At 73.3% G+C, this 18,378-nt stretch carries 12 protein-coding genes and 1 pseudogene; 3 read left to right on the forward strand and 10 right to left on the reverse strand.

Annotated features, from left to right (window positions below):
* The 5 genes from ACFWA9_RS31695 to nrdR form a co-directional block, all read right to left on the reverse strand.
* Window positions 1–1,352: sensor histidine kinase (locus ACFWA9_RS31695; protein ID WP_380391670.1), on the reverse strand; the 1,352-nt coding region annotated here is incomplete at its 3' end.
* 229 nt (window positions 1,353–1,581) lie between these two features.
* The gene (locus tag ACFWA9_RS31700) at window positions 1,582–2,148 is read right to left on the reverse strand and encodes a Clp protease N-terminal domain-containing protein (RefSeq protein ID WP_380391672.1); all 567 of its coding nucleotides are present in this window, start codon (window positions 2,146–2,148) and stop codon (window positions 1,582–1,584) included.
* A gap of 3 nt (window positions 2,149–2,151) precedes the next feature.
* On the reverse strand, window positions 2,152–2,397 hold the full coding sequence (locus tag ACFWA9_RS31705) for an RNA polymerase subunit sigma-70 (protein ID WP_329489840.1): 246 nt from the start codon (window positions 2,395–2,397) through the stop codon (window positions 2,152–2,154).
* Between the two features lie 215 nt (window positions 2,398–2,612).
* Complete coding sequence (locus tag ACFWA9_RS31710) at window positions 2,613–5,504, reverse strand: vitamin B12-dependent ribonucleotide reductase (RefSeq protein WP_380391676.1); 2,892 nt, start codon at window positions 5,502–5,504, stop codon at window positions 2,613–2,615.
* A 309-nt stretch (window positions 5,505–5,813) separates the two neighbouring features.
* Window positions 5,814–6,311, reverse strand: a complete 498-nt coding sequence (gene nrdR / locus ACFWA9_RS31715) for a transcriptional regulator NrdR (RefSeq protein ID WP_329489838.1) — start codon at window positions 6,309–6,311, stop codon at window positions 5,814–5,816.
* Between the two features lie 550 nt (window positions 6,312–6,861).
* Here nrdR and lexA point away from each other — a divergent pair.
* Window positions 6,862–7,533, forward strand: a pseudogene (gene lexA, locus ACFWA9_RS31720) (transcriptional repressor LexA); the annotation flags it as partial.
* A gap of 103 nt (window positions 7,534–7,636) precedes the next feature.
* Here the strand turns inward: lexA and ACFWA9_RS31725 are convergent.
* The 5 genes from ACFWA9_RS31725 to ACFWA9_RS31745 form a co-directional block, all read right to left on the reverse strand.
* Complete coding sequence (locus ACFWA9_RS31725; protein ID WP_380391678.1) at window positions 7,637–9,757, reverse strand: ATP-dependent DNA helicase; 2,121 nt, start codon at window positions 9,755–9,757, stop codon at window positions 7,637–7,639.
* A gap of 12 nt (window positions 9,758–9,769) precedes the next feature.
* Window positions 9,770–11,593, reverse strand: coding sequence for an IucA/IucC family siderophore biosynthesis protein (locus ACFWA9_RS31730; RefSeq protein WP_352294732.1), 1,824 nt, complete (start codon window positions 11,591–11,593; stop codon window positions 9,770–9,772).
* On the reverse strand, window positions 11,571–13,016 hold the full coding sequence (locus tag ACFWA9_RS31735; RefSeq protein WP_380391681.1) for a lysine N(6)-hydroxylase/L-ornithine N(5)-oxygenase family protein: 1,446 nt from the start codon (window positions 13,014–13,016) through the stop codon (window positions 11,571–11,573). The genes ACFWA9_RS31730 and ACFWA9_RS31735 overlap by 23 nt, the downstream gene beginning before the upstream one ends.
* Before the next feature lie 61 nt (window positions 13,017–13,077).
* Window positions 13,078–13,785: a GNAT family N-acetyltransferase gene (locus ACFWA9_RS31740; RefSeq protein WP_380391683.1), complete on the reverse strand. Its 708-nt coding sequence runs from the start codon at window positions 13,783–13,785 to the stop codon at window positions 13,078–13,080.
* Complete coding sequence (locus tag ACFWA9_RS31745; RefSeq protein ID WP_380391686.1) at window positions 13,782–15,617, reverse strand: IucA/IucC family protein; 1,836 nt, start codon at window positions 15,615–15,617, stop codon at window positions 13,782–13,784. The genes ACFWA9_RS31740 and ACFWA9_RS31745 overlap by 4 nt, the downstream gene beginning before the upstream one ends.
* Window positions 15,618–15,948: 331 nt before the next feature.
* Here ACFWA9_RS31745 and ACFWA9_RS31750 point away from each other — a divergent pair, with 331 nt between their 5' ends.
* Together ACFWA9_RS31750 and ACFWA9_RS31755 are read left to right on the forward strand one after the other, a co-directional pair.
* Window positions 15,949–17,142 carry a trypsin-like serine peptidase gene (locus tag ACFWA9_RS31750; RefSeq protein WP_380391689.1) on the forward strand — a complete coding sequence of 398 codons (1,194 nt, stop codon included), beginning with the start codon at window positions 15,949–15,951 and terminating at the stop codon, window positions 17,140–17,142.
* A gap of 38 nt (window positions 17,143–17,180) precedes the next feature.
* Window positions 17,181–18,320, forward strand: a complete 1,140-nt coding sequence (locus tag ACFWA9_RS31755; protein WP_380391692.1) for a trypsin-like serine peptidase — start codon at window positions 17,181–17,183, stop codon at window positions 18,318–18,320.
* Window positions 18,321–18,378 lie beyond the last annotated feature (58 nt).

The following is an 18,378-nucleotide window of genomic DNA, read 5'->3' on the forward strand; positions in this document are numbered from 1 at the left end:
GGCGTGAGCGCCGGGCGCGACGGCGCGGGCGCCGCCGCCCGGGCCGGGGCGGGCACCGGAGCGGGCGCCGGCGCGGCGTGCGTCACCAGCTGCTGCGGGATGAGCATCACCACCCCCGTGCCACCGCGCGCCGACGGCCGGAAGGAGATCTGCAACCCGTACTTGCGGGCCAGCGCGCCGACCACCGCGAGGCCGAGCCGCGTCCCCGCGGTGAGCGTGGTGAGGTCCAGGGGCTCGGCGGAGACGGCCCGCTCGGCCCGGCGCAGCCAGCTCTCGCTCAGCCCGAGGCCACTGTCCTCGACGGTGACCGCCAGTCCGGCCGGCACCTCCTCGACGTAGACGTGCACCTCGGCCGGCGGGGCGGAGAAGTTGGTGGCGTTGTCCAGCAGTTCGGCCAGCGCGTGCATCACGCCCTCGGCGGCGAACCCGGCCACGGCCGCCGTGCTGGCGTTGTGCAGCCGGACCCGCTGGTAGGCGCCGATCCGGCCGAGCGCCCCGCGCAGCACCGACTCCACCGCGATCGGCTTGGCCCAGCGCCGGCCCGAGCGGGCGCCGGTGAGCACGGCGATGCTGTCGGCCATCCGGCCGGCCTGGGCCGTGGAGTGGTCCAGTCGCAGCAGGTCGCCGAGGACCTCCTCGTCGTGCCGGTGCTGCATCTCGCGCAGCTCGGCGTGCATGCTCGTGGCGAGTGCCTGGACCCGCCCGGCGGCGGTCGCGCAGACCGCGAGGGCGGCGGCCCGCAGCCGCTCGCCCCGGCCGATCTCCTCGGCGAGGGCCCGCAGCAGCGCGTACTGGGGGTGCGTGCGGTGCGCCGCGAGCGCGCTGTCCACGGACGCGCCGTCCCGGAGCTTCTTCACCACCTCGGGCAGGACGGACCCGGCGAGCCGGTCCAGTGCGGCTCGCTCCGCCCGCTCGGCCTCCAGTTCGGTCCGCACCCGGGCCAGCTCGGCCTGCGCGGCCAGCACCTCGGCCTCGGCGTCCGCCTGTGCGGTCCGGGCCACCTCCCGCGCCGTGTCGGCGGCGGCGGCCCGCTCGCGGGCGCTCGCCCCGGCGGCGTCGGCCGCGGCGGTCAGCGCGCGCGCCGCCCCGGTCTCCTCCCGCTGCGCGGCGAGCTCCTCCGCCAGTCGGCGGGCGCGCTCGGTGGCGGTCGCCGCCAGTCCGACCGCGATCAGCCAGAGCACCGCGACCGCGCAGACCGCGGCGACGGTCAGCGGCTGGTGCGCCGACAGGGCCCGGCCCGCGGCCACCGGGGCGGCGACGCCCGCCAGCAGTACGGCCGCCGCGGTGAGGGCCGCGGTGCGCGGGGCCGGGCGTCGGCGCGCCGTGCCGTCGGGGCTGGTGCGTTCTCTCATCGATGCGGTCCTCGGCAGCGGCGGGCGTCGACGGGCGGACGCCGACAGCGGGGGCGGGCGAACGCGCGACCGCCCGGCCGACGTAGTGAAACGTCTCCGGGCGGCTGATCGGTTCACGCTTTCGGCCGATCATATCCATTCAGCTCCTGCCCTCAATGGGCAAGTTGACGGCCAGTATCATTCGTTCACGGCTCGTGCACCGATTGGCGACCTCACCGTCGCACCTCGATCAACTCAAGGTGGCATCCACCGCCCGGCGCAGTGCCGCGAAGTCCAGCCCGTGATCGGCGATGATCCTGGCGCCGAGCCCCTCCCCCTCCCGGACCACCCCGAGCAGCAGGTGCCCGACGCCGATGCGGCCGGACTTCAGCCGGAGCGACTCGCGCAGCGACAGCTCCAGCACCTTCTTCGCCCGGGGCGTGAACGGCACCCGCCCGCCCTTGGCGTCGGCCCGGAACCAGCCCCGCCGCCTCGACTCCGGGCCCTCCGCCGGAGCGTCCAGCGCCCCCTCCCCGAACGCCGACTCGACGGCCTCCCGGACGGCGTCCAGATCGACCCCGATCGCCGCCAGCGCCTCCGCGTCGTCGGCCCCGCCGAGCAGCCGGCGCACCGCCCGCCGCACGGCGGCGTGGTCCAGCCCCGCCTCGACCAGCACGGCCGCCGACGGATCGTGCGGCATCGCCACGACGGCCAGCAGCAGGTGCTCGGTGCCGATCTGCCCGTGCCGGAGCTGCGCCGCCTCCCGGCCCGCCTGGCCGACCACCTGCCGCGCATCGTCGGTGAAGCGTTCGAACATCGCTCAGCCTCCGTCCTTCTCGCTCGCGGTACCCCCGGCACCCCGCCGGGCGTACTTCTTGTGCACCGCCTGCCTGGTCACCCCGAGACAGACCGCGATGTCCTGCCAGGACCACCCCTGCTCGCGGGCGTTCCCGACCTGCAGGCCCTCCAGGCGATCGGCCAGGTCGCGCAGCGCCCGCACCGCCCGGAGCCCCACCGCGGGATCCCGACTGCTCGCGGCCGCCGCGAGTTCTCCGTTCTCGCTCATACCGTCAACTTAGGTTGACGCCCATCGACTGTCAACCCTGGTTGACAGATACTCCGCGGCGCTCCACCGCGCGAGCAGCGCGCGCCCGGCCAAGCCGCCCCGGTGGCCGGGCAACGCAAAAGGCGGGGCGAGGACCTCGAAAAGGTCCTCGCCCCGCCTCGCGGAACTCAGCCGCTCAGGCTGTCATCCGGCACCGGGCCGGCACGGCGTCCGGATCAGCTGCAGCCGCTGGTGGAGCCGCAGCCCTCGCAGAGGTAGCAGCTGCCGGCGCGGCGCATCTTGGTGCCGCAGGAGAAGCAGAGCGGCGCGTCGGCGTTGAGGCCGAGCTGGATCTCCATCAGCTCCGTCGAGTTGTGGGCCCTGCGCGGGGCCTCGACGGCCGGTGCGGGCTTGGCCACCGGGGCGGCCGGAGCCGCCGGGGCCACCGGCGCGGACTGCGCCAGGGTCTCGGTGTCCAGCTCCTCGGCCTCCAGCGGCTCGTAGGAGCCCGTCTCCAGGTGGCGCTGGCGCTCCTCGACGGAGTGGATGCCGAGCGCGGAACGGGTCTCGAACGGCAGGAAGTCCAGCGCCAGGCGGCGGAAGATGTAGTCGACGATCGACTGCGCCATCCGCACGTCCGGGTCGTCGGTCAGACCGGCCGGCTCGAAGCGCATGTTGGTGAACTTCGAGACGTACGTCTCCAGCGGCACGCCGTACTGCAGGCCGACCGAGACGGCGATCGAGAAGGCGTCCATCATGCCCGCGAGGGTCGAGCCCTGCTTGGACATCTTCAGGAAGACCTCGCCGAGGCCGTCGTCCGGGTAGGAGTTGGCCGTCATGTAGCCCTCGGCGCCACCGACCGTGAAGGAGGTGGTGATGCCCGGGCGGCCCTTGGGCAGGCGCTTGCGGACCGGGCGGTACTCGACGATCTTCTCGACCGCGGCGACCGGGGCCGCCTCGGTCTCGGCCTTCGCGTCGCCGGACTTCTTCTTGGCCGACAGCGGCTGGCCGACCTTCGAGTTCTCGCGGTAGATGGCGAGCGCCTTGACGCCCATCTTCCAGGCCTCGAAGTAGATCTCCTCGACGTCCTCGACGGTCGCCGCGGCGGGCATGTTGACGGTCTTGGAGATGGCGCCGGAGATCCACGGCTGGATCGCCGCCATCATCCGCACGTGCCCCATCGGGGAGATGGAACGCTCGCCCATCGCGCAGTCGAAGACCTCGTAGTGCTCGGTCTTCACGCCGGGCGCGTCCACCACGTTGCCGTGCTCGGCGATGTGGGCGACGATCGCCTCGATCTGCTCGTCCTGGTAGCCGAGGCGCTTCAGGGCGCGCGGCACGGTGCCGTTGACGATCTGCATCGAACCGCCGCCGACGAGCTTCTTGAACTTGACCAGTGCCAGGTCGGGCTCGACGCCGGTGGTGTCGCAGTCCATCATCAGGCCGATGGTGCCGGTCGGGGCGAGCACCGAGGCCTGGGCGTTGCGGAAGCCGTTCTGCTCGCCGAGGCGCAGCACGTCCTGCCAGGTCTCGGTGGCGGCGGCCCAGACCGGGGCGTCCAGCTCGTCGACCGCGACGGCGGCGACCGAGGCGTCCGCGTGCTGCTTCATGACCTGCCGGTGCGGGGCCGCGTTGCGGGCGTAGCCGTCGTACGGGCCGACCACGCCGGCGAGTTCGGCGCCGCGGCGGTAGGCGGTGCCGGTCATCAGCGAGGTGATGGCGCCGGCCAGGGCGCGGCCGCCCTCGCTGTCGTAGGCGTGGCCGGTGGCCATCAGCAGGGCGCCGAGGTTGGCGTAGCCGATGCCGAGCTGGCGGTAGGCGCGGGTGGTTTCGCCGATCTTCTCGGTCGGGAAGTCGGCGAAGCAGATGGAGATGTCCATCGCGGTGATGACCAGCTCGACGACCTTGGCGAAGCGCTCGGCGTCGAACGAGTCGTCGTCGCGCAGGAACTTCATCAGGTTGAGCGAGGCCAGGTTGCAGCTGGAGTTGTCCAGGTGCATGTACTCGGAGCAGGGGTTGGACGCGTTGATGCGGCCGGACTCCGGGCAGGTGTGCCAGCGGTTGATGGTGGTGTCGTACTGGATGCCCGGGTCGGCGCAGGCCCAGGCGGCCTCGGCCATCTTGCGGAAGAGCTTCTTCGCGTCGACGGTCTCGATGACCTCGCCGGTCATCCGGGCGCGCAGGCCGAATTCGGTGCCGTTCTCGACGGCGGTCATGAATTCGTCGTTGACCCGGACCGAGTTGTTGGCGTTCTGGTACTGCACGGAGGCGATGTCGTCGCCGCCGAGGTCCATGTCGAAGCCCGCGTCGCGCAGGGCGCGGATCTTCTCCTCCTCCTTCACCTTGGTCTCGATGAAGGCCTCGACGTCCGGGTGGTCGACGTCCAGCACGACCATCTTGGCCGCCCGGCGGGTGGCGCCACCGGACTTGATGGTGCCGGCGGAGGCGTCGGCGCCGCGCATGAAGGAGACCGGGCCGGAGGCGTTGCCGCCGGAGGAGAGCAGTTCCTTGGAGGAGCGGATCCGGGAGAGGTTCAGGCCGGCGCCGGAGCCGCCCTTGAAGATCATGCCCTCTTCCTTGTACCAGTCGAGGATCGACTCCATGGAGTCGTCGACGGCCAGGATGAAGCAGGCGCTGACCTGCTGGGGCTGCTTGGTGCCGACGTTGAACCAGACCGGCGAGTTGAAGCTGAACACCTGGTGGAGGAGGGCGTAGGTCAGCTCGTGCTCGAAGGTCTCGGCGTCACCGGGGGTGGTGAAGTAACCGTTCTTCTCGCCGGCGGCGCGGTAGGTGAGCACCACGCGGTCGATGATCTGCTTGAGGCTCCACTCGCGCTGCGGGGTGCCCACGGCGCCGCGGAAGTACTTGGACGTGACGATGTTGACGGCGTTGACCGACCAGAAGTCGGGGAACTCCACGCCGCGCTGCTCGAAGTTGATCGAGCCGTCGCGCCAGTTGGTCATGACGACGTCACGCCGCTCCCAGCGGACCTCGTCGTAGGGGTGTACGCCAGGGGTGGTGTGGATGCGCTCGATCCGCAGGCCGCCCTTGGGGGCCTTGCCGGCGCCCTTGGTCACGGTCTTGTCGGACTTCGACCCGCGTGCGGAACCGCTCGTGGTGTCTGTCACTTCTCGCTCCTCCTCCTGGGCAAACGCCCAAAGTGCCCCGAAAAGTCCGGGCACCGCTGGTTCGTCTTCCGGTGTGCGGACAGGCGACGACCTGCCTGTACCCGCACGGTTTGTGGTGTTCTGTGCGCCGTTTCCGGGCACGCCTCGGCCCCGAGGGGCCGGTATGGCCGGTATGGCTGATGTGGCTGATGTGGTGCTGTGAGCCCCGAGGGGCCGGTGTGGTGCTGTCGGCCCCGAAGGGCCGGTGCGGCTGGTGTGGCTGGTGTGGGACGAAAGGCCCCGAGGGGCCGGTGGTGCGGAGCCGGCCTCCTAGGGCGCGGCGGCGGCGACGGGCACGCAGGCGCCGTCCGCCTCGGGGACGGGCCGCTCGGCGCGGAGCTCCGCGATGGCGGCCTCGAAGTCTTCCAGTCCGTCGTACGCCTGGTAGACGCTGGCGAAGCGCAGGAAGGCGACGACGTCGAGTTCCTTGAGCGGTCCGAGTATGGCCAGCCCCACGTCGTGGGTGGTCAGCTCGGACTTGCCGGTGGCCCGCACGCACTCCTCGACCTTCTGGCCGAGCTGGGCGAGGGCGTCCTCGGTGACCGGGCGGCCCTGACAGGCCTTGCGGACTCCGGAGATGACCTTCTCCCGGGAGAACGGCTCGGTGACGCCGCTGCGCTTGATGACCATCAGTGCGGCCGTCTCCACCGTGGTGAAACGGCGGCCGCAGTCCGGGCACTGCCGGCGACGGCGGATCGAGCTGCCGTCTTCGGTGGTCCGGCTGTCGACGACGCGGCTGTCGGAGTGCCGGCAGAAGGGGCAGTGCACCTGAAGATCCCTCCGGGCAGGACGTGCGGACTGGTCGAGTCTATGCGATGAGGACCCGGCACCGCCAAGCGGATCATGCGACGTGACCACTAGTACTGGGCCCGGAGAGGACTGTAACCACTACATGTGGGTCCAGGGGGGAAGCGACACCCCTGGCGTGTCGGCGCCGATTAGACTGCCGGAGCCGCGTTCGAGTCGAACATTTAAGCGATGTACAACAAAGCCTTGATCGAGTCAGCCAACTCCCGAATAATTCACTCGAACGTGTGTTTGGCGCAACCTTTCGATAGGAGGTGCCGTTGGGCTGGAAAAGGGGAGAGGACAGCCGTCGAGAGGGGCCGCCGTGAACACGATCGAAAGCAACACCATCCCGGTGCAGGAACACTCCCAGCTCAAGGTGGGGCAGCGCACCACGAATCAGCAGAGTGTGGACAGCATGGACCGTAGCGAAGAACACCGCCTCTCCGGCCAGGCCATTTCCCATCCGGGCCGCGTTCCCGACCAGCCGATCGAGCACGCCGCCGTGCTGGACGACAGCCACCCGGTCCCCGCGCGCTCGCTGCCCGGCCGCCCCCCCGGCATCCGGACGGACGAGGCCGGGCTGACCGAGCGCCAGCGGCGGGTCATCGAGGTCATCCGGGACTCGGTCCAGCGCCGCGGCTACCCGCCGTCCATGCGGGAGATCGGCCAGGCCGTCGGCCTGTCCAGCACCTCCTCGGTCGCCCACCAGCTGATGGCCCTGGAGCGCAAGGGCTTCCTGCGCCGGGATCCGCACCGCCCGCGCGCCTACGAGGTCCGCGGCGTCGAGGTGGCCCGCCCCAACACCGCCGAGACGGCCGGGCGTCCGTCCACCTCGTACGTGCCACTGGTCGGGCGGATCGCCGCCGGCGGCCCGATCCTGGCCGAGCAGACGGTCGAGGACGTCTTCCCGCTGCCGCGCCAGCTGGTCGGCGAGGGCGAGCTGTTCGCGCTGACCGTGCGCGGCGACTCGATGATCGAGGCCGCCATCTGCGACGGCGACTGGGTGACCGTCCGCCGCCAGCCGGTCGCCGAGAACGGCGACATCGTGGCCGCGATGATCGACGGCGAGGCGACCGTGAAGCGCCTCAAGCGCGAGGACGGCCGGATCTGGCTGATGCCGCACAACCCGGCGTACGAGCCGATCAACGGCGACAACGCGACCATCCTGGGCAAGGTCGTCGCCGTGCTGCGCCGCCTCTGAGCCGCCCGGTACGGCGCCCACCGGGAAGGGGCTACACCGCACGGTGCGGGGAGCCCCTCCGGTGTGCCCGGGCGGCGGCCGCCTCTCGGGGGCGACCGACGCCTCAGCCCCGCTTGACCACCGGCCGCACCGGCGCCGCGGAGGCGTCGATCGCCGCCAGTGAGCGGCGCACCTGGTTGCGATCGGTGGTGTACCAGAACTCCGGCATCGAGGAGCGGAAGAAGCTCCCGTACCGCTTGGTCTCCACCCGCGGGTCCAGCACCGCCACCACACCGCGGTCGTCCGCCGCGCGGACCAGCCGGCCCGCGCCCTGCGCCATCAGCAGCGCGGCATGGGTGGCCGCGACGGCCATGAAGCCGTTCCCGCCGCGCTGTTCGACGTCCCGCTGGCGGGCGCTCATCAGCGGGTCGTCCGGGCGCGGGAACGGGATCCGGTCCATCACCACCAGCTGACAGGCCGAGCCGGGCACGTCCACGCCCTGCCAGAGCGAGAGCGTGCCGAACAGGCAGGTGGTCGCGTCCGAGGCGAATTCGCGGATCAGCTCACCCAGGGTGTCCTCGCCCTGGAGCAGGATCCGGTTGTCCAGCCGCTCGCGCATCGCCTCGGCGGCGGCCTGGGCGCCGCGCATCGAGGAGAACAGGCCGAGCGTGCGGCCGCCGGCCGCGCCGATCAGCTCGGCGAGTTCGTCCAGCATGTCGGGGCGCTCCGGGTCCCGCCCCGGGTCGGCCAGGTGCCGGGCGACGTAGAGGATGCCCTGCTTGGGGTACTTGAACGGCGAGCCGACGTCGATGCCGCGCCAGTGCGGCACCGCGTCCTCGCCGAAGGCGGCCTCGGGGGCGTCGCCCTCGGTGCGCTGGTCCGGCAGCCGGGCCTCCGAGGGCAGGCCGACCGAGGCGGCGACGCCGGTGAAGTCCCCGCCGAGCTTCAGCGTGGCGGAGGTGAGCACCACCGAGCGCTCCTTGTAGAGGCCCTCCCGCAGCAGCCCGGAGACGCTCAGCGGGGCGACCCGCAGCGAGGCGGTGCCCAGGCCGTACCGGTCGCTGCGCTCGATCCAGACCACGTCGTACTCGGAGTCGGCCAGCAGCCGCTCGGCCGTCTCGTGCAGCGCCTCGGCGGAGGCCATCGCCTGCTTGCGCACCGCGTCCTCGTCGGTGAGCGCCTTGTCCCGCGTCTCGCCGAGCGAGGTGATCACCTGCCGGCTGGCGTCCCGGATCGCGGTGACCGCGTACGCCAGGTACTCGGGCAGCTCCTCGACCCGGCCGGGCTGGGCGGTCTCCATCAGGCCGTGGTAGTTCTCCGCGGCCCCCTGGAGGGCGTCCACCGCCTTCTCGTTCGCCAGCCTGGCCGCGCGCTTGACCGCCCGGTTGACCGCGCCGACGGTCAGCTCGGCGGTGGCCGCGCCGGTGACCCGGTTGACCAGCTCGTGCGCCTCGTCGACGATCAGCAGCTCGTGCTCCGGCAGCACCGGCGCGCCCTCGATGGCGTCGATCGCCAGCATGGCGTGGTTGGTGACCACGACGTCCGCCAGCTTGGCGCGCTCCCGCGCCTTCTCGGCGAAGCACTCCTGCCCGTACGCGCAGCGGGTGGCGCCCAGGCACTCCTTGGAGGTGACCGAGAGCTGGGCCCAGGCCTTGTCGGAGACGCCGGGGCTCATGTCGTCGCGGTCGCCGGTCTCCGTCTCGTCCGCCCACTCGCGCAGCCGCAGGACGTCCTGGCCGAGCTTGCCGGTGGGGCCGCCGAGGGCGTCCACCGGATCGAAGAGGCCCTCGCCCTCCTCGCTCGGGGTGCCCTCGTTGGCCCGGTGCAGGCAGAGGTAGTTGGAGCGGCCCTTGAGCATCGCGAACAGCGGGCGGCGGCGCAGCACCGGGTGCAGCGCCTCCACCGTCCGCGGCAAGTCCCGCTCGACCAGCTGGCGTTGGAGCGCCAGGGTGGCCGTGGCGACTACCACGCGGTCCCCGTGGGCGAGGGCCGGCACCAGGTAGGCGAGGGACTTGCCGGTGCCGGTGCCGGCCTGCACCAGCAGGTGCTCGCCGTTGTCGACGGCGTCGGCGACGGCCTCGGCCATCCTGACCTGGCCGGGGCGCTCGACGCCGCCGACGGCGGCCACGGCGGCGTGCAGCAGCTCGGGGAGCTGGGCCCGCGGGACGGCCTCGACCGCGCCGGCGGCGGCCGACCCGTCGGCCTCGTCGTCGGCGGGGAGCTGGGATTCGGAGTCGTTCGTCATGACCCACCCAGCCTACGGGGCGGGGGTGACAATCCGGTCCCGCCGGCCGTGCGGCACCGCGGCTCCCGCGGCGGCCAGCGCGTTGGGCACGGTGCCGTGCCGGGCGGCGTGCGGGCGGTGCGGGCGGTCCCCGTAACCGTCCAGCAGCAGCCGGTTCCGGTTGAGGCAGAGCCGGTCGATCCGCGGGCGGAACAGGTCGAAGAGCTCGAACCGCTCGCGCAGCTCGGGGAAGCGCTCCTGGTAGCGCAGGATCTCGGCCCGCAGCAGGGCCCAGAACTCGGCCTCGGGCAGTCCGGTCTGCGCCTCCAGCAGCGGGGCGAGGTAGCGGTAGACGCCGATGAACAGGCCGGAGTGGAGGAACTGGCAGAGGCCCTGCGGGTCCTCGCGCAGCAGTACCTCGGCCACCTCGGCGGGCAGCTCGCGCAGCTCGGGCAGGTCCTGGTCGCTCAGGTTGACGTCGTCGACGAAGTCCTTGACCGCGAGCCGGGCCGGGGCGTCCCGCTCGTCGAAGACCACGATGGCGTTCTCCCCGTGCGGGGAGAAGACCAGGCCGTACCGGTAGAGGAAGTGCAGCAGCGGCGGGAGCATCGCCGCGAACAGCCGGGCGGTCCACGCGGCGGGGGTGAGGCCGGAGCGGGCGATCAGCTCGGCGGCCAGCGCCCGTCCGTCGGAGCCGGTCTGCAGCAGCGCCGCCAGGGTGCGGCCGCGCTCGCCGCCGTCCAGACAGGGGCCGAGCGGCTCGCGCCAGATCGCGCCCAGCAGTTCCTTGTACTGGTAGGGCGCCTCCGGCAGCTCCCGGTAGAGCGGGTGGTCGACGGTGACGGAGGCGATCTCGCCGAGCAGCACGATCCGGCACTCGTCGCGCAGGAAGGGGTCGGCCTGCCGGATCCCGTGGATCCAGGCGGTCACGGCGGGCGCGGCCAGCGTGCGCTCGGTGGGCAGGCCGCGCCAGACCAGGGTGTTGAGGATGGCGAGCGGCAGCTTGACGGTGCAGCGGTCGGGCCGGCTCCGGTTGAAGAAGGAGCGGATGGACTGCTGGGGCAGCCGCAGGTCGCCGTCGGTGGGCAGCGGGACGATCTCACCGCTCGCGATCCACGGGGCGAACAGCGGGACGACGGTCTCGTCCCACTGCCAGGGGTGCACCGGCAGCAGCAGGTAGTCGTCGGCGTCCGGGCCGAGGACGGCGCGCAGGGCGGCGGGGTCGTCGAGCTCGCGCGCGTACAGTTGCTCGGGCTCGGCGACGCCGGGAACGCCGCGGTACTGCGCCAGCCGGCGGTGCACGGCGATCCAGGGCAGTGGTCGCGGGGTGCGCGCCTCCGGGGCCCAGCGGGCGGCGTCGGTGGCGGAGAAGCCGAGCCGGCCCTTGTTGGGGACGATCCAGGGGTGCCCGCCCTGCCGGCCCTCCAGCTCGGGGTGGCCGAGGTCGGCGAGCTCGGCGGCGGTGAGCGCGGTGGCGAGCTGGTGGGCGTCGGCGATCAGGGTCGCGGTGAGTTCGCGGATCAGGTGGCCGGTGGTGTCGCCGCGCAGCCCGAGGGTGTGCCGGGCGTAGGGGAGGAAGCGCAGCGGGTCCAGGCCGTCCGGCCGGGAGCAGCGCACCGAGTCCGGGACGACCTGCCAGCCGCCGTACGCGCCGCGGCCGGCGGTGAAGCGGTAGTCGGCCTCGGGCAGCCGGAGCAGGTAGCCGTCGGGGCCGTCGGGGACGGGGGTGATCAGCTCCTCGTAGGCGAACTCGCCGAGCATCTTGGCCAGCAGCGTGCGGCCGGCCCGCTGCCAGTGCCCGGCGGTGAGCTGCGGGGGCAGGTACAGCGGGGGTTCAGCGGCCGGCGGTTGCGGCACGGGTCCACTCCTGGGGTCGCGGAACGGCGGGGACGTCCGCGGTGGCGGGGACGTCGCCCATGGCGGGGGCGGCAGGGCCGGTGGGGCCACCGGGGGTGACGGGGGTGACGGGTGGTGCGAAGCCGGTCCAGGCGGTGCGTTCGGGCAGCCGGTGGACCGTCCGGCCGGCGACGGCGTTGAGGATCACGGCGGCCCGGTGGGCGCCGAGCCCGAGATCGGGAGTGCCGACGCCATGAGTGTGCAACTCGGCGTTCTGTACGTACAGTCCGCCGACGAGGTCGGGCAGGGTCGCGACCCGGTGGTCGAGGTCGACCCGGTAGCGCCCGGCCGCGTCCCAGTCGATCAGGTGGGCGAGCGGCTCCAGGGCGGCCGGGCGGGCGGCGCGGTACCCGGTGGCGAGCACCACGGCGTCGGTGCGCAGCACGTGCTCGACGCCCGAGTCACCGTGCCGGCAGCGGAGTTCGAGACCGCCGCAGGGGCCGGGCCGGGCGTCCGTGACGGCCGTGCCGGGGGTGATCTCGACCGGGGCGTCGTCGATCGGCCGGCCGATGGTCCGCTCGTACAGGTGGTCGTGGATCTCGGCGAGGGTCTCGGCGCTGGCGGCCTTGTGCAGTTGCCACTGCGCCTCGACCAGGGTGTCCCGGACGGGCCCGGGCAGGCCGTGGAAGTAGCGGGTGTAGTCGGGCGTGAAGTGCTCCAGCCCGAGCTTGGAGTACTCCATCGGCGCCAGCGCCCGGGTGCGGGTGAGCCAGCGCAGCCGGACGCCCTCCCCCACCCGGCGCAGCAGGTCGAGGAAGACCTCCGCGCCGGACTGCCCGCTGCCGACCACGGTGATGTCGCGCGCGTCGTCCAGGGTCTCCCGGCGGTCCAGGTAGTCGGCGGAGTGGAAGGCCCGGGGGTGGCCGTCGAGGGCGGTGAAGGCCTCGGGCAGCACCGGCCGGGTGCCGACGCCGAGGGCGAGGTTGCGGGCGTGCACCTCGGTGCGCCGGCCGGTGGCGGTGTCGCGGAGTTCGGCCCGGTACAGCGCGCCGTCCCGGTGCAGCGCGGTGACCTCGGTGCCGAAGCGGCAGTTGCCGAGCCGTTCGGCCGCCCAGCGGCAGTAGTGGTCGTACTCCCGGCGGGGCAGCTGGAAGCGCTCGGCGAAGTAGAACGGGAAGAGCCGGTCCTGCTCGCGCAGGTAGTTGAGGAAGGACCAGCGGTTGGTCGGGTCGACCAGGGAGACCAGGTCGGCGAGGAAGGGGACCTGCATCCGGGCCCCGTCGACCAGCATCCCGGGGTGCCAGCGGAACTCCGGGCGCTGGTCGCAGAAGAGCGTGCGCAGGCCGGGGGCGGGTTCGGCCAGCGCGGCGAGCGAGAGGTTGAACGGGCCGATGCCGACGCCGAGCAGGTCGTACGGCGCGGGCGGGGCTGCTGGGGTGTCCATGGAGTCGGAGGTGTCCTCGGCGGGGTCGGTCGCGGGCGGGCGGGCGGCGGAGGGGGCGCGGTCAGGCGGAGGGCGGCCGGGCGGCGGGGGCTCGGTCCGGCGGCACCCGGCCCGGCCGGTCCGGACCGCGGCCGCGGACCATCAGCGCCGCGCGCTTGTCGGGCAGGTCGAGTTCGGCGGCCCGGGTGAAGCCGGCCCGCTCGAAGGCACGGATCGAGCGCAGGTTCCGGACGTCGGGCTCGGCGACCACCCGCCGGCAGCGCGGCCGCGCCCGCAGGATGCGGTCGGCCAGCGCGGCGAGCAGGGTCGCGCCCAGGCCCCGCCCCCGGCAGTCGGCGGGGCCGAGCAGCAGGTGGACGCCGGTGTCGTGGGGCCGGGCCGGGTAGTGCGCGGCGAGCGGGTCGAGGTCGGCGCGGTAGATCTCCCAGTAGCTCATCGGGGCGCCGTCGAGCAGCCCCAGGCGGGGCAGGCTGCGGCCGTCGCCGTCGAGCTGGGCCCGCAGGTGCCGTTCGGTGACGGCGGGCGGCCCGGCGAGCTCCCAGAAGGCGGCGGTCTCGGGGTCGTTCATCCACCCGGCGAGCAGCTCCAGGTCGGCGGGCAGCCGAACCGGACGGAGCCGGAACTCCCCCGCGCCGGTGGCCATCGGGCCCCGGCCGGTCACCCCGTCGGGGCCTTCGGCGGACACGCCGTCGGAGCCCTCACCGGAAACGTCCTCAAGACCTTCACCGGTACCGCAGCCGTCGTCGGAGCCGCCCGCGCGGGAGTTCACGCGCCGGCCACCGGGTTCGGGATGTCGACGTAGACGGACTGCGTGGCCACCGGCCCGACCAGCTCGTCCAGGCCGTTGATCCGGGTGAGCAGGTTGGCCTTGCAGGGCAGCGTGGCGGCGTCCAGCAGGAGCGCGGGCAGCGCGGACCCGGTGGCCGCGACGCGCGGTCCGGACAGGAAGCCGCGCAGGGCGGCCAGCAGCACCGACTCGTCGGCCAGCCGCTGTGAGCCGAAGGCGCCGATCAGGCCCAGGACGTGGTTGATCCCGAGGTAGTAGGCGAAGTGGTGGTCGATCACCTCGTCGGCCAGGAAGGTGTCGCTCCGGGCACCGAGCCCGGGCAGCCGGGCGGTGAGCCGGTCGGCCGCGCTCTGCCGGTAGTAGAAGCCCTGGTTGTCCCGGTAGCGGCCGCCCTGCGGCCACCCGTCGGCGTCGAGCAGGACGAGGCTGTTCTGCTGGTGCGCCTCCAGCGCGATGCCGGCCTGGCCGTCCAGCCAGAGCACCGGCAGGACGACGGCGTCCAGGTAGCGCAGGAACCATTCGGCGGCCACCGTGGGCAGCGGGCGTCCGCAGCGCGCGGCGAGCGCGCGCAGGGTGTCGCCGAGCCGCGACGGTACGGTGTCGCCGGTGCCGAGCGGCTGTTCGGCGACCAGCCCGGCCACGCAGAGGGCGCGGTCGCCGGGGGCGAACGGCTGGGCGCGCAGCACGGTGTCCAGCCCGCCGGGGTCGCCGAGCGCGGGGTGGTCGACGCCGATCCAGGCCGGGTCGCGGACGATGTCGAAGCCGGGGTGGACGGCCCGCCACTCGGCGGCCAGTCCGGTCTCCAGCAGCCGGTGCATCTCCAGGCCCCGGTGGAGCTCCTTGCGGAGGTTCTCCCGCCGGGAGTTGGTGATCCGCAGGCCGAGCGAGAGCTTCAGCATCCAGGGCGTGCCGGGCCGGTAGACGGTGCGCACCGAGGAGGTCGGGTACCAGGGGTCACCGGCCGGGCCGAGGTCGCGCAGCCGCCCGTCGGCGAGCAGTTCCGCGACGGCCGGGCGCAGGGCGAGCTCGCGGGCCTGCCAGGGGTGCAGCGGGAGGGCGGCCGTCCCGGGCGGTACCAGGGTCGGGTCGCCGAGCAGGTGGGCGGTGATCCGGTCGGCGCTCTCGGTCAGCGCCGAACCGGCCGCGAGCAGGTCGCGGTCGACGGCGTACCAGTGCAGCCGGAAGGAGCCGTGGAGCTCCGGGGAGTACGCGGCGCTCTGCGCGGGGCCGAGGCCGTCGCGGCTCTTGGGCGTCGGGTGCATCGGGTGGCCCAGCAGCAGGGACTGCTCGGCGGCCAGGAACTGCGAGCCCTCCGGCCCGCCGGGGGCGGCGGCGGTGCGGCGGTGGGCCAGGATGTCGGCGGTGCGGACCACCGAGTCGGCCACCCGGGCGGCGAGGTCGGCGACCTGGCCGGGGTCGGGGCGGGCGGCGGCCGCGGCGGCGAGCAGGGCGGCGGCGGTGACGGCGTCCACCGGGGCGGCGGCGGTGCCCTCACCGACCGCGAGGGTGGCCGGGCCGAAGCGGTGCCAGCCGGCCGGTGACCAGTAGCGGACCGGGGCGAGCAGCCGGGCGGCGCCGCCGAGTACGGCGATCCGCAGCCGTCCGTCCGCCCCGGGTACCGCCCCGGTCTCCCGGGCCCAGCACCGCAACAGGGCCTCCAGACCGGCCTGTTCGGCGGCGACGGCCGGGTCCGGATGGAGCAGCGGGTCGGGCGGCACCGGGCGGGCCGCGGCCGGCCGGACCCCGGCGGGCTGGACCGGGGCGGGGTGGCGCGTCGGGGCTTCGGGCGGGGCTCCGGTGACGGCGGTGCTCAAGGCTGCTCCTTGTGGCGCGTGGGGTGCGGACGCGCGCTGGTGGTGGAGAGGGTGTGGCGGGCGCTCGCACCGTCGCGTCAGGTAAGGGTTAGCTATCCCTGAGGGGTGATCACAAGGGCTGCTCACTCGTCCGAGTGAAGAGCGGTGAGAGTTCAACACTCAGGAGGGGGGACCTGCCATGCCAACGAGCCAACCGGGCGTTCGTCACAGATCGGTGACCTCCGGCCGCCGTCGCAACCCGGGGGTCGGCCCGCGCCGTCCTGGTGGCCAGTGGGAGACTCCAAGGCGGTCGGCCGCCGCCGCACAGGACCAGCAGGGGGAAGCGAACACCATGCCATCGATCCACCGGTCAGCCATGGCCGCGGCCCTCGCCGCCGCAACGCTGCTCGTGACGGCCTGCGGGCCGGACGGCCCCTCCGGCGGGGGCACCGCCGCACCGCCGCCGGCCCCGGCGAGCGGCAGCGCCACGACCGCCGGGGGTGGCGGCGTGATCGGCGGCGGTGTGATCGGCGGCCTGACCCTGCCGTCGGGCATCCCGACCAGCCTGCTGGAGGGCCTGCCCACGAGCTGGGACGACCTGAAGAAGTGGAAGTTCGAGGACTGGGACAACTGGGCCTCCAAGCACGTCTTCAACAACCCGGTGGTGAAGGACTTCTGGAACCCGGACAAGATGGGCGACTCCAAGCCGGCCGACCCGGCCCCGCCCACCGCGAAGCCGACCGGCGACGCCGGGGTGACCGATCCGGACCCGGCCCCGGTCAAGGCAACGCCGGTGACCCGCCCGTACACCAAGCAGCCGTCCGGCAAGGTGTTCTTCAGCGCCGACGGCGGCCGCGGCAACTGCTCGGCCACGGTGATCGCCGACCCGGCGCACCCCGGCAAGAGCAACCTGGTCTGGACCGCCGGGCACTGCGTGCACCCGGGCAAGGGCGGCGACTTCTACAAGGACCTCGTCTTCGTCCCCGCCTACAACAACTCCGGTGCCTCCAGCGGCGGCAAGAAGGCCCCGCTCGCGGAGCTGGCACCGCTGGGCACCTGGTGGGCCAAGGACGTGGTGACCTCGCCGCAGTGGACGGTCGAGGGCGGCGGCACCGGTGACGCCGCCAACCAGTACGACTTCGCCGTGATGCGGGTGCAGAACCAGAACGACACCGGCAAGTCGCTGGAGGAGACGGTCGGCGCTGCCGTCCCGGTCTGGTTCGACGCCCCGCGCGACCGGATCTCCGCCTCGGCCTGGGGCTACCCGCTCTACAAGCCCTTCGACGGGCAGGAGTTGTACAAGTGCGACGGCGGGAAGCCCACCCGGCTCTCCTTCGACGCCAAGCGCCCGGCGATGCTCACCATCGGCTGCACCATGACCCAGGGCTCCAGCGGCGGCGGCTGGTTCGCCCCGATGCCGGACGGCCGGACCGCCCTGGTCAGCAACACCTCCATCGGCACCCAGGACCACACCTCGCTGAGCGGCCCGTACCTGGAGACGGTCGCCAAGCAGGCCCTGGACTACATCTCCAGGAAGCAGAAGTAGCCGCCACCGCGCCGAAGACCACACGGGGACCGATCACCATGCCGAAGACCAGGCACCGCGCCGCGCCGGCGGCCGCCGCCGTACTCGCCGCGCTCGCGCTCACCGCGACCGCCTGTGGACCGGAGGACGCGGGCAGCGCCGACGCCGCGTCCACCCCGGCCACGACCGCCGCCGCCACCGCCGCGTCCGCCAAGCCGGGCGCACTGCCCGGCAGCCTCCAGGACCTCGCCGGCTGGAAGCTCGACGACTGGGCCCGCTTCGTCAGCGAGAACGCCTTCGTCAACGAGGTCGCCCAGGGCTTCTGGTCGATCGCCAAGATGGAGAACGCCAAGGGCCGGCCCACCCCGGAGTACTCGCACAAGAGCCCGGGGAACACGGTCGTCCGGGACGACCCGCCGGCGGCCGTCCCGGCCAGGCCGCAGCCGCACCCGTACAGTCCGGCGACGGCGGTGGTCGGCAAGATCTTCATGACCGCGCCCGAGGGCGACTCGATGTGCTCGGGCACCGTGGTCTCCGACCCGGCCAACCCGGGCCGCAGCAACCTCGTCTACACCGCCGCGCACTGCCTGCACGACGGCAAGGGCGGCGGCTGGCTGAAGAACATCGTCTTCGTCCCCGGCTACAACCGCGACGGCCAGGCCAGCCGGGGCAGGCAGTACACCGAGCAGCAGGTCTCCCCGTACGGGCGGTGGACGGCGGTCCGCGCGCTGGTCGCGCCGACCTGGGTGAAGGAGACCGGCGTCGGCCCCAACTCCCAGTTCGACTACGGGATCATCCGGGTCCGCAACGAGAACGGCTCCGGCACGTCGCTGGAGGAGACGGTCGGCGGCTCCGTCCCGATCTGGTTCAACGCCCCGCGCGAGCAGATCACCTCGGCCTTCTCCTACGGCTACCCGGCCGAGCGGCCGTTCGACGGCATGGAGCTCAACCACTGCGACTCCACCGTCCGGCCGGTCAGGCTCTCCTTCGACCAGGCCCGCCCGCCGATGTACGTGATCGGCTGCACCATGACCGGCGGGTCCAGCGGCGGCGGCTGGTTCATCACCAAGGACGGCAAGCCGAACCTGATCAGCGTCAACTCGATCGGCAACCGCAACCCGTCCGAGTACATGGCCGGCCCCTCGCTCCAGGACCAGGCGAAGCAGGCCTTCGACTACTTCTCCAAGAACGCCAAGTAGGACGCGCCCGGCCCCCGGGGACGACGACGGGCCCCGGCCTCCCACGAAGGGAGGCCGG

This window comes from Kitasatospora sp. NPDC059973 (assembly GCF_042737525.1).
In the GTDB taxonomy this organism is placed as follows: Bacteria; Actinomycetota; Actinomycetes; order Streptomycetales; family Streptomycetaceae; genus Kitasatospora.

Coding starts and splice junctions, on each gene's coding strand:
- ACFWA9_RS31700 (WP_380391672.1), bottom strand. CDS start 2,148: ATGTTCGAACGCTTCACCGACGATGCGCGGCAGGTGGTCGGCCAGGCG.
- ACFWA9_RS31705 (WP_329489840.1), bottom strand. CDS start 2,397: ATGAGCGAGAACGGAGAACTCGCGGCGGCCGCGAGCAGTCGGGATCCC.
- ACFWA9_RS31725 (WP_380391678.1), bottom strand. CDS start 9,757: ATGACGAACGACTCCGAATCCCAGCTCCCCGCCGACGACGAGGCCGAC.
- ACFWA9_RS31735 (WP_380391681.1), bottom strand. CDS start 13,016: ATGGACACCCCAGCAGCCCCGCCCGCGCCGTACGACCTGCTCGGCGTC.
- ACFWA9_RS31750 (WP_380391689.1), top strand. CDS start 15,949: ATGCCATCGATCCACCGGTCAGCCATGGCCGCGGCCCTCGCCGCCGCA.
- ACFWA9_RS31755 (WP_380391692.1), top strand. CDS start 17,181: ATGCCGAAGACCAGGCACCGCGCCGCGCCGGCGGCCGCCGCCGTACTC.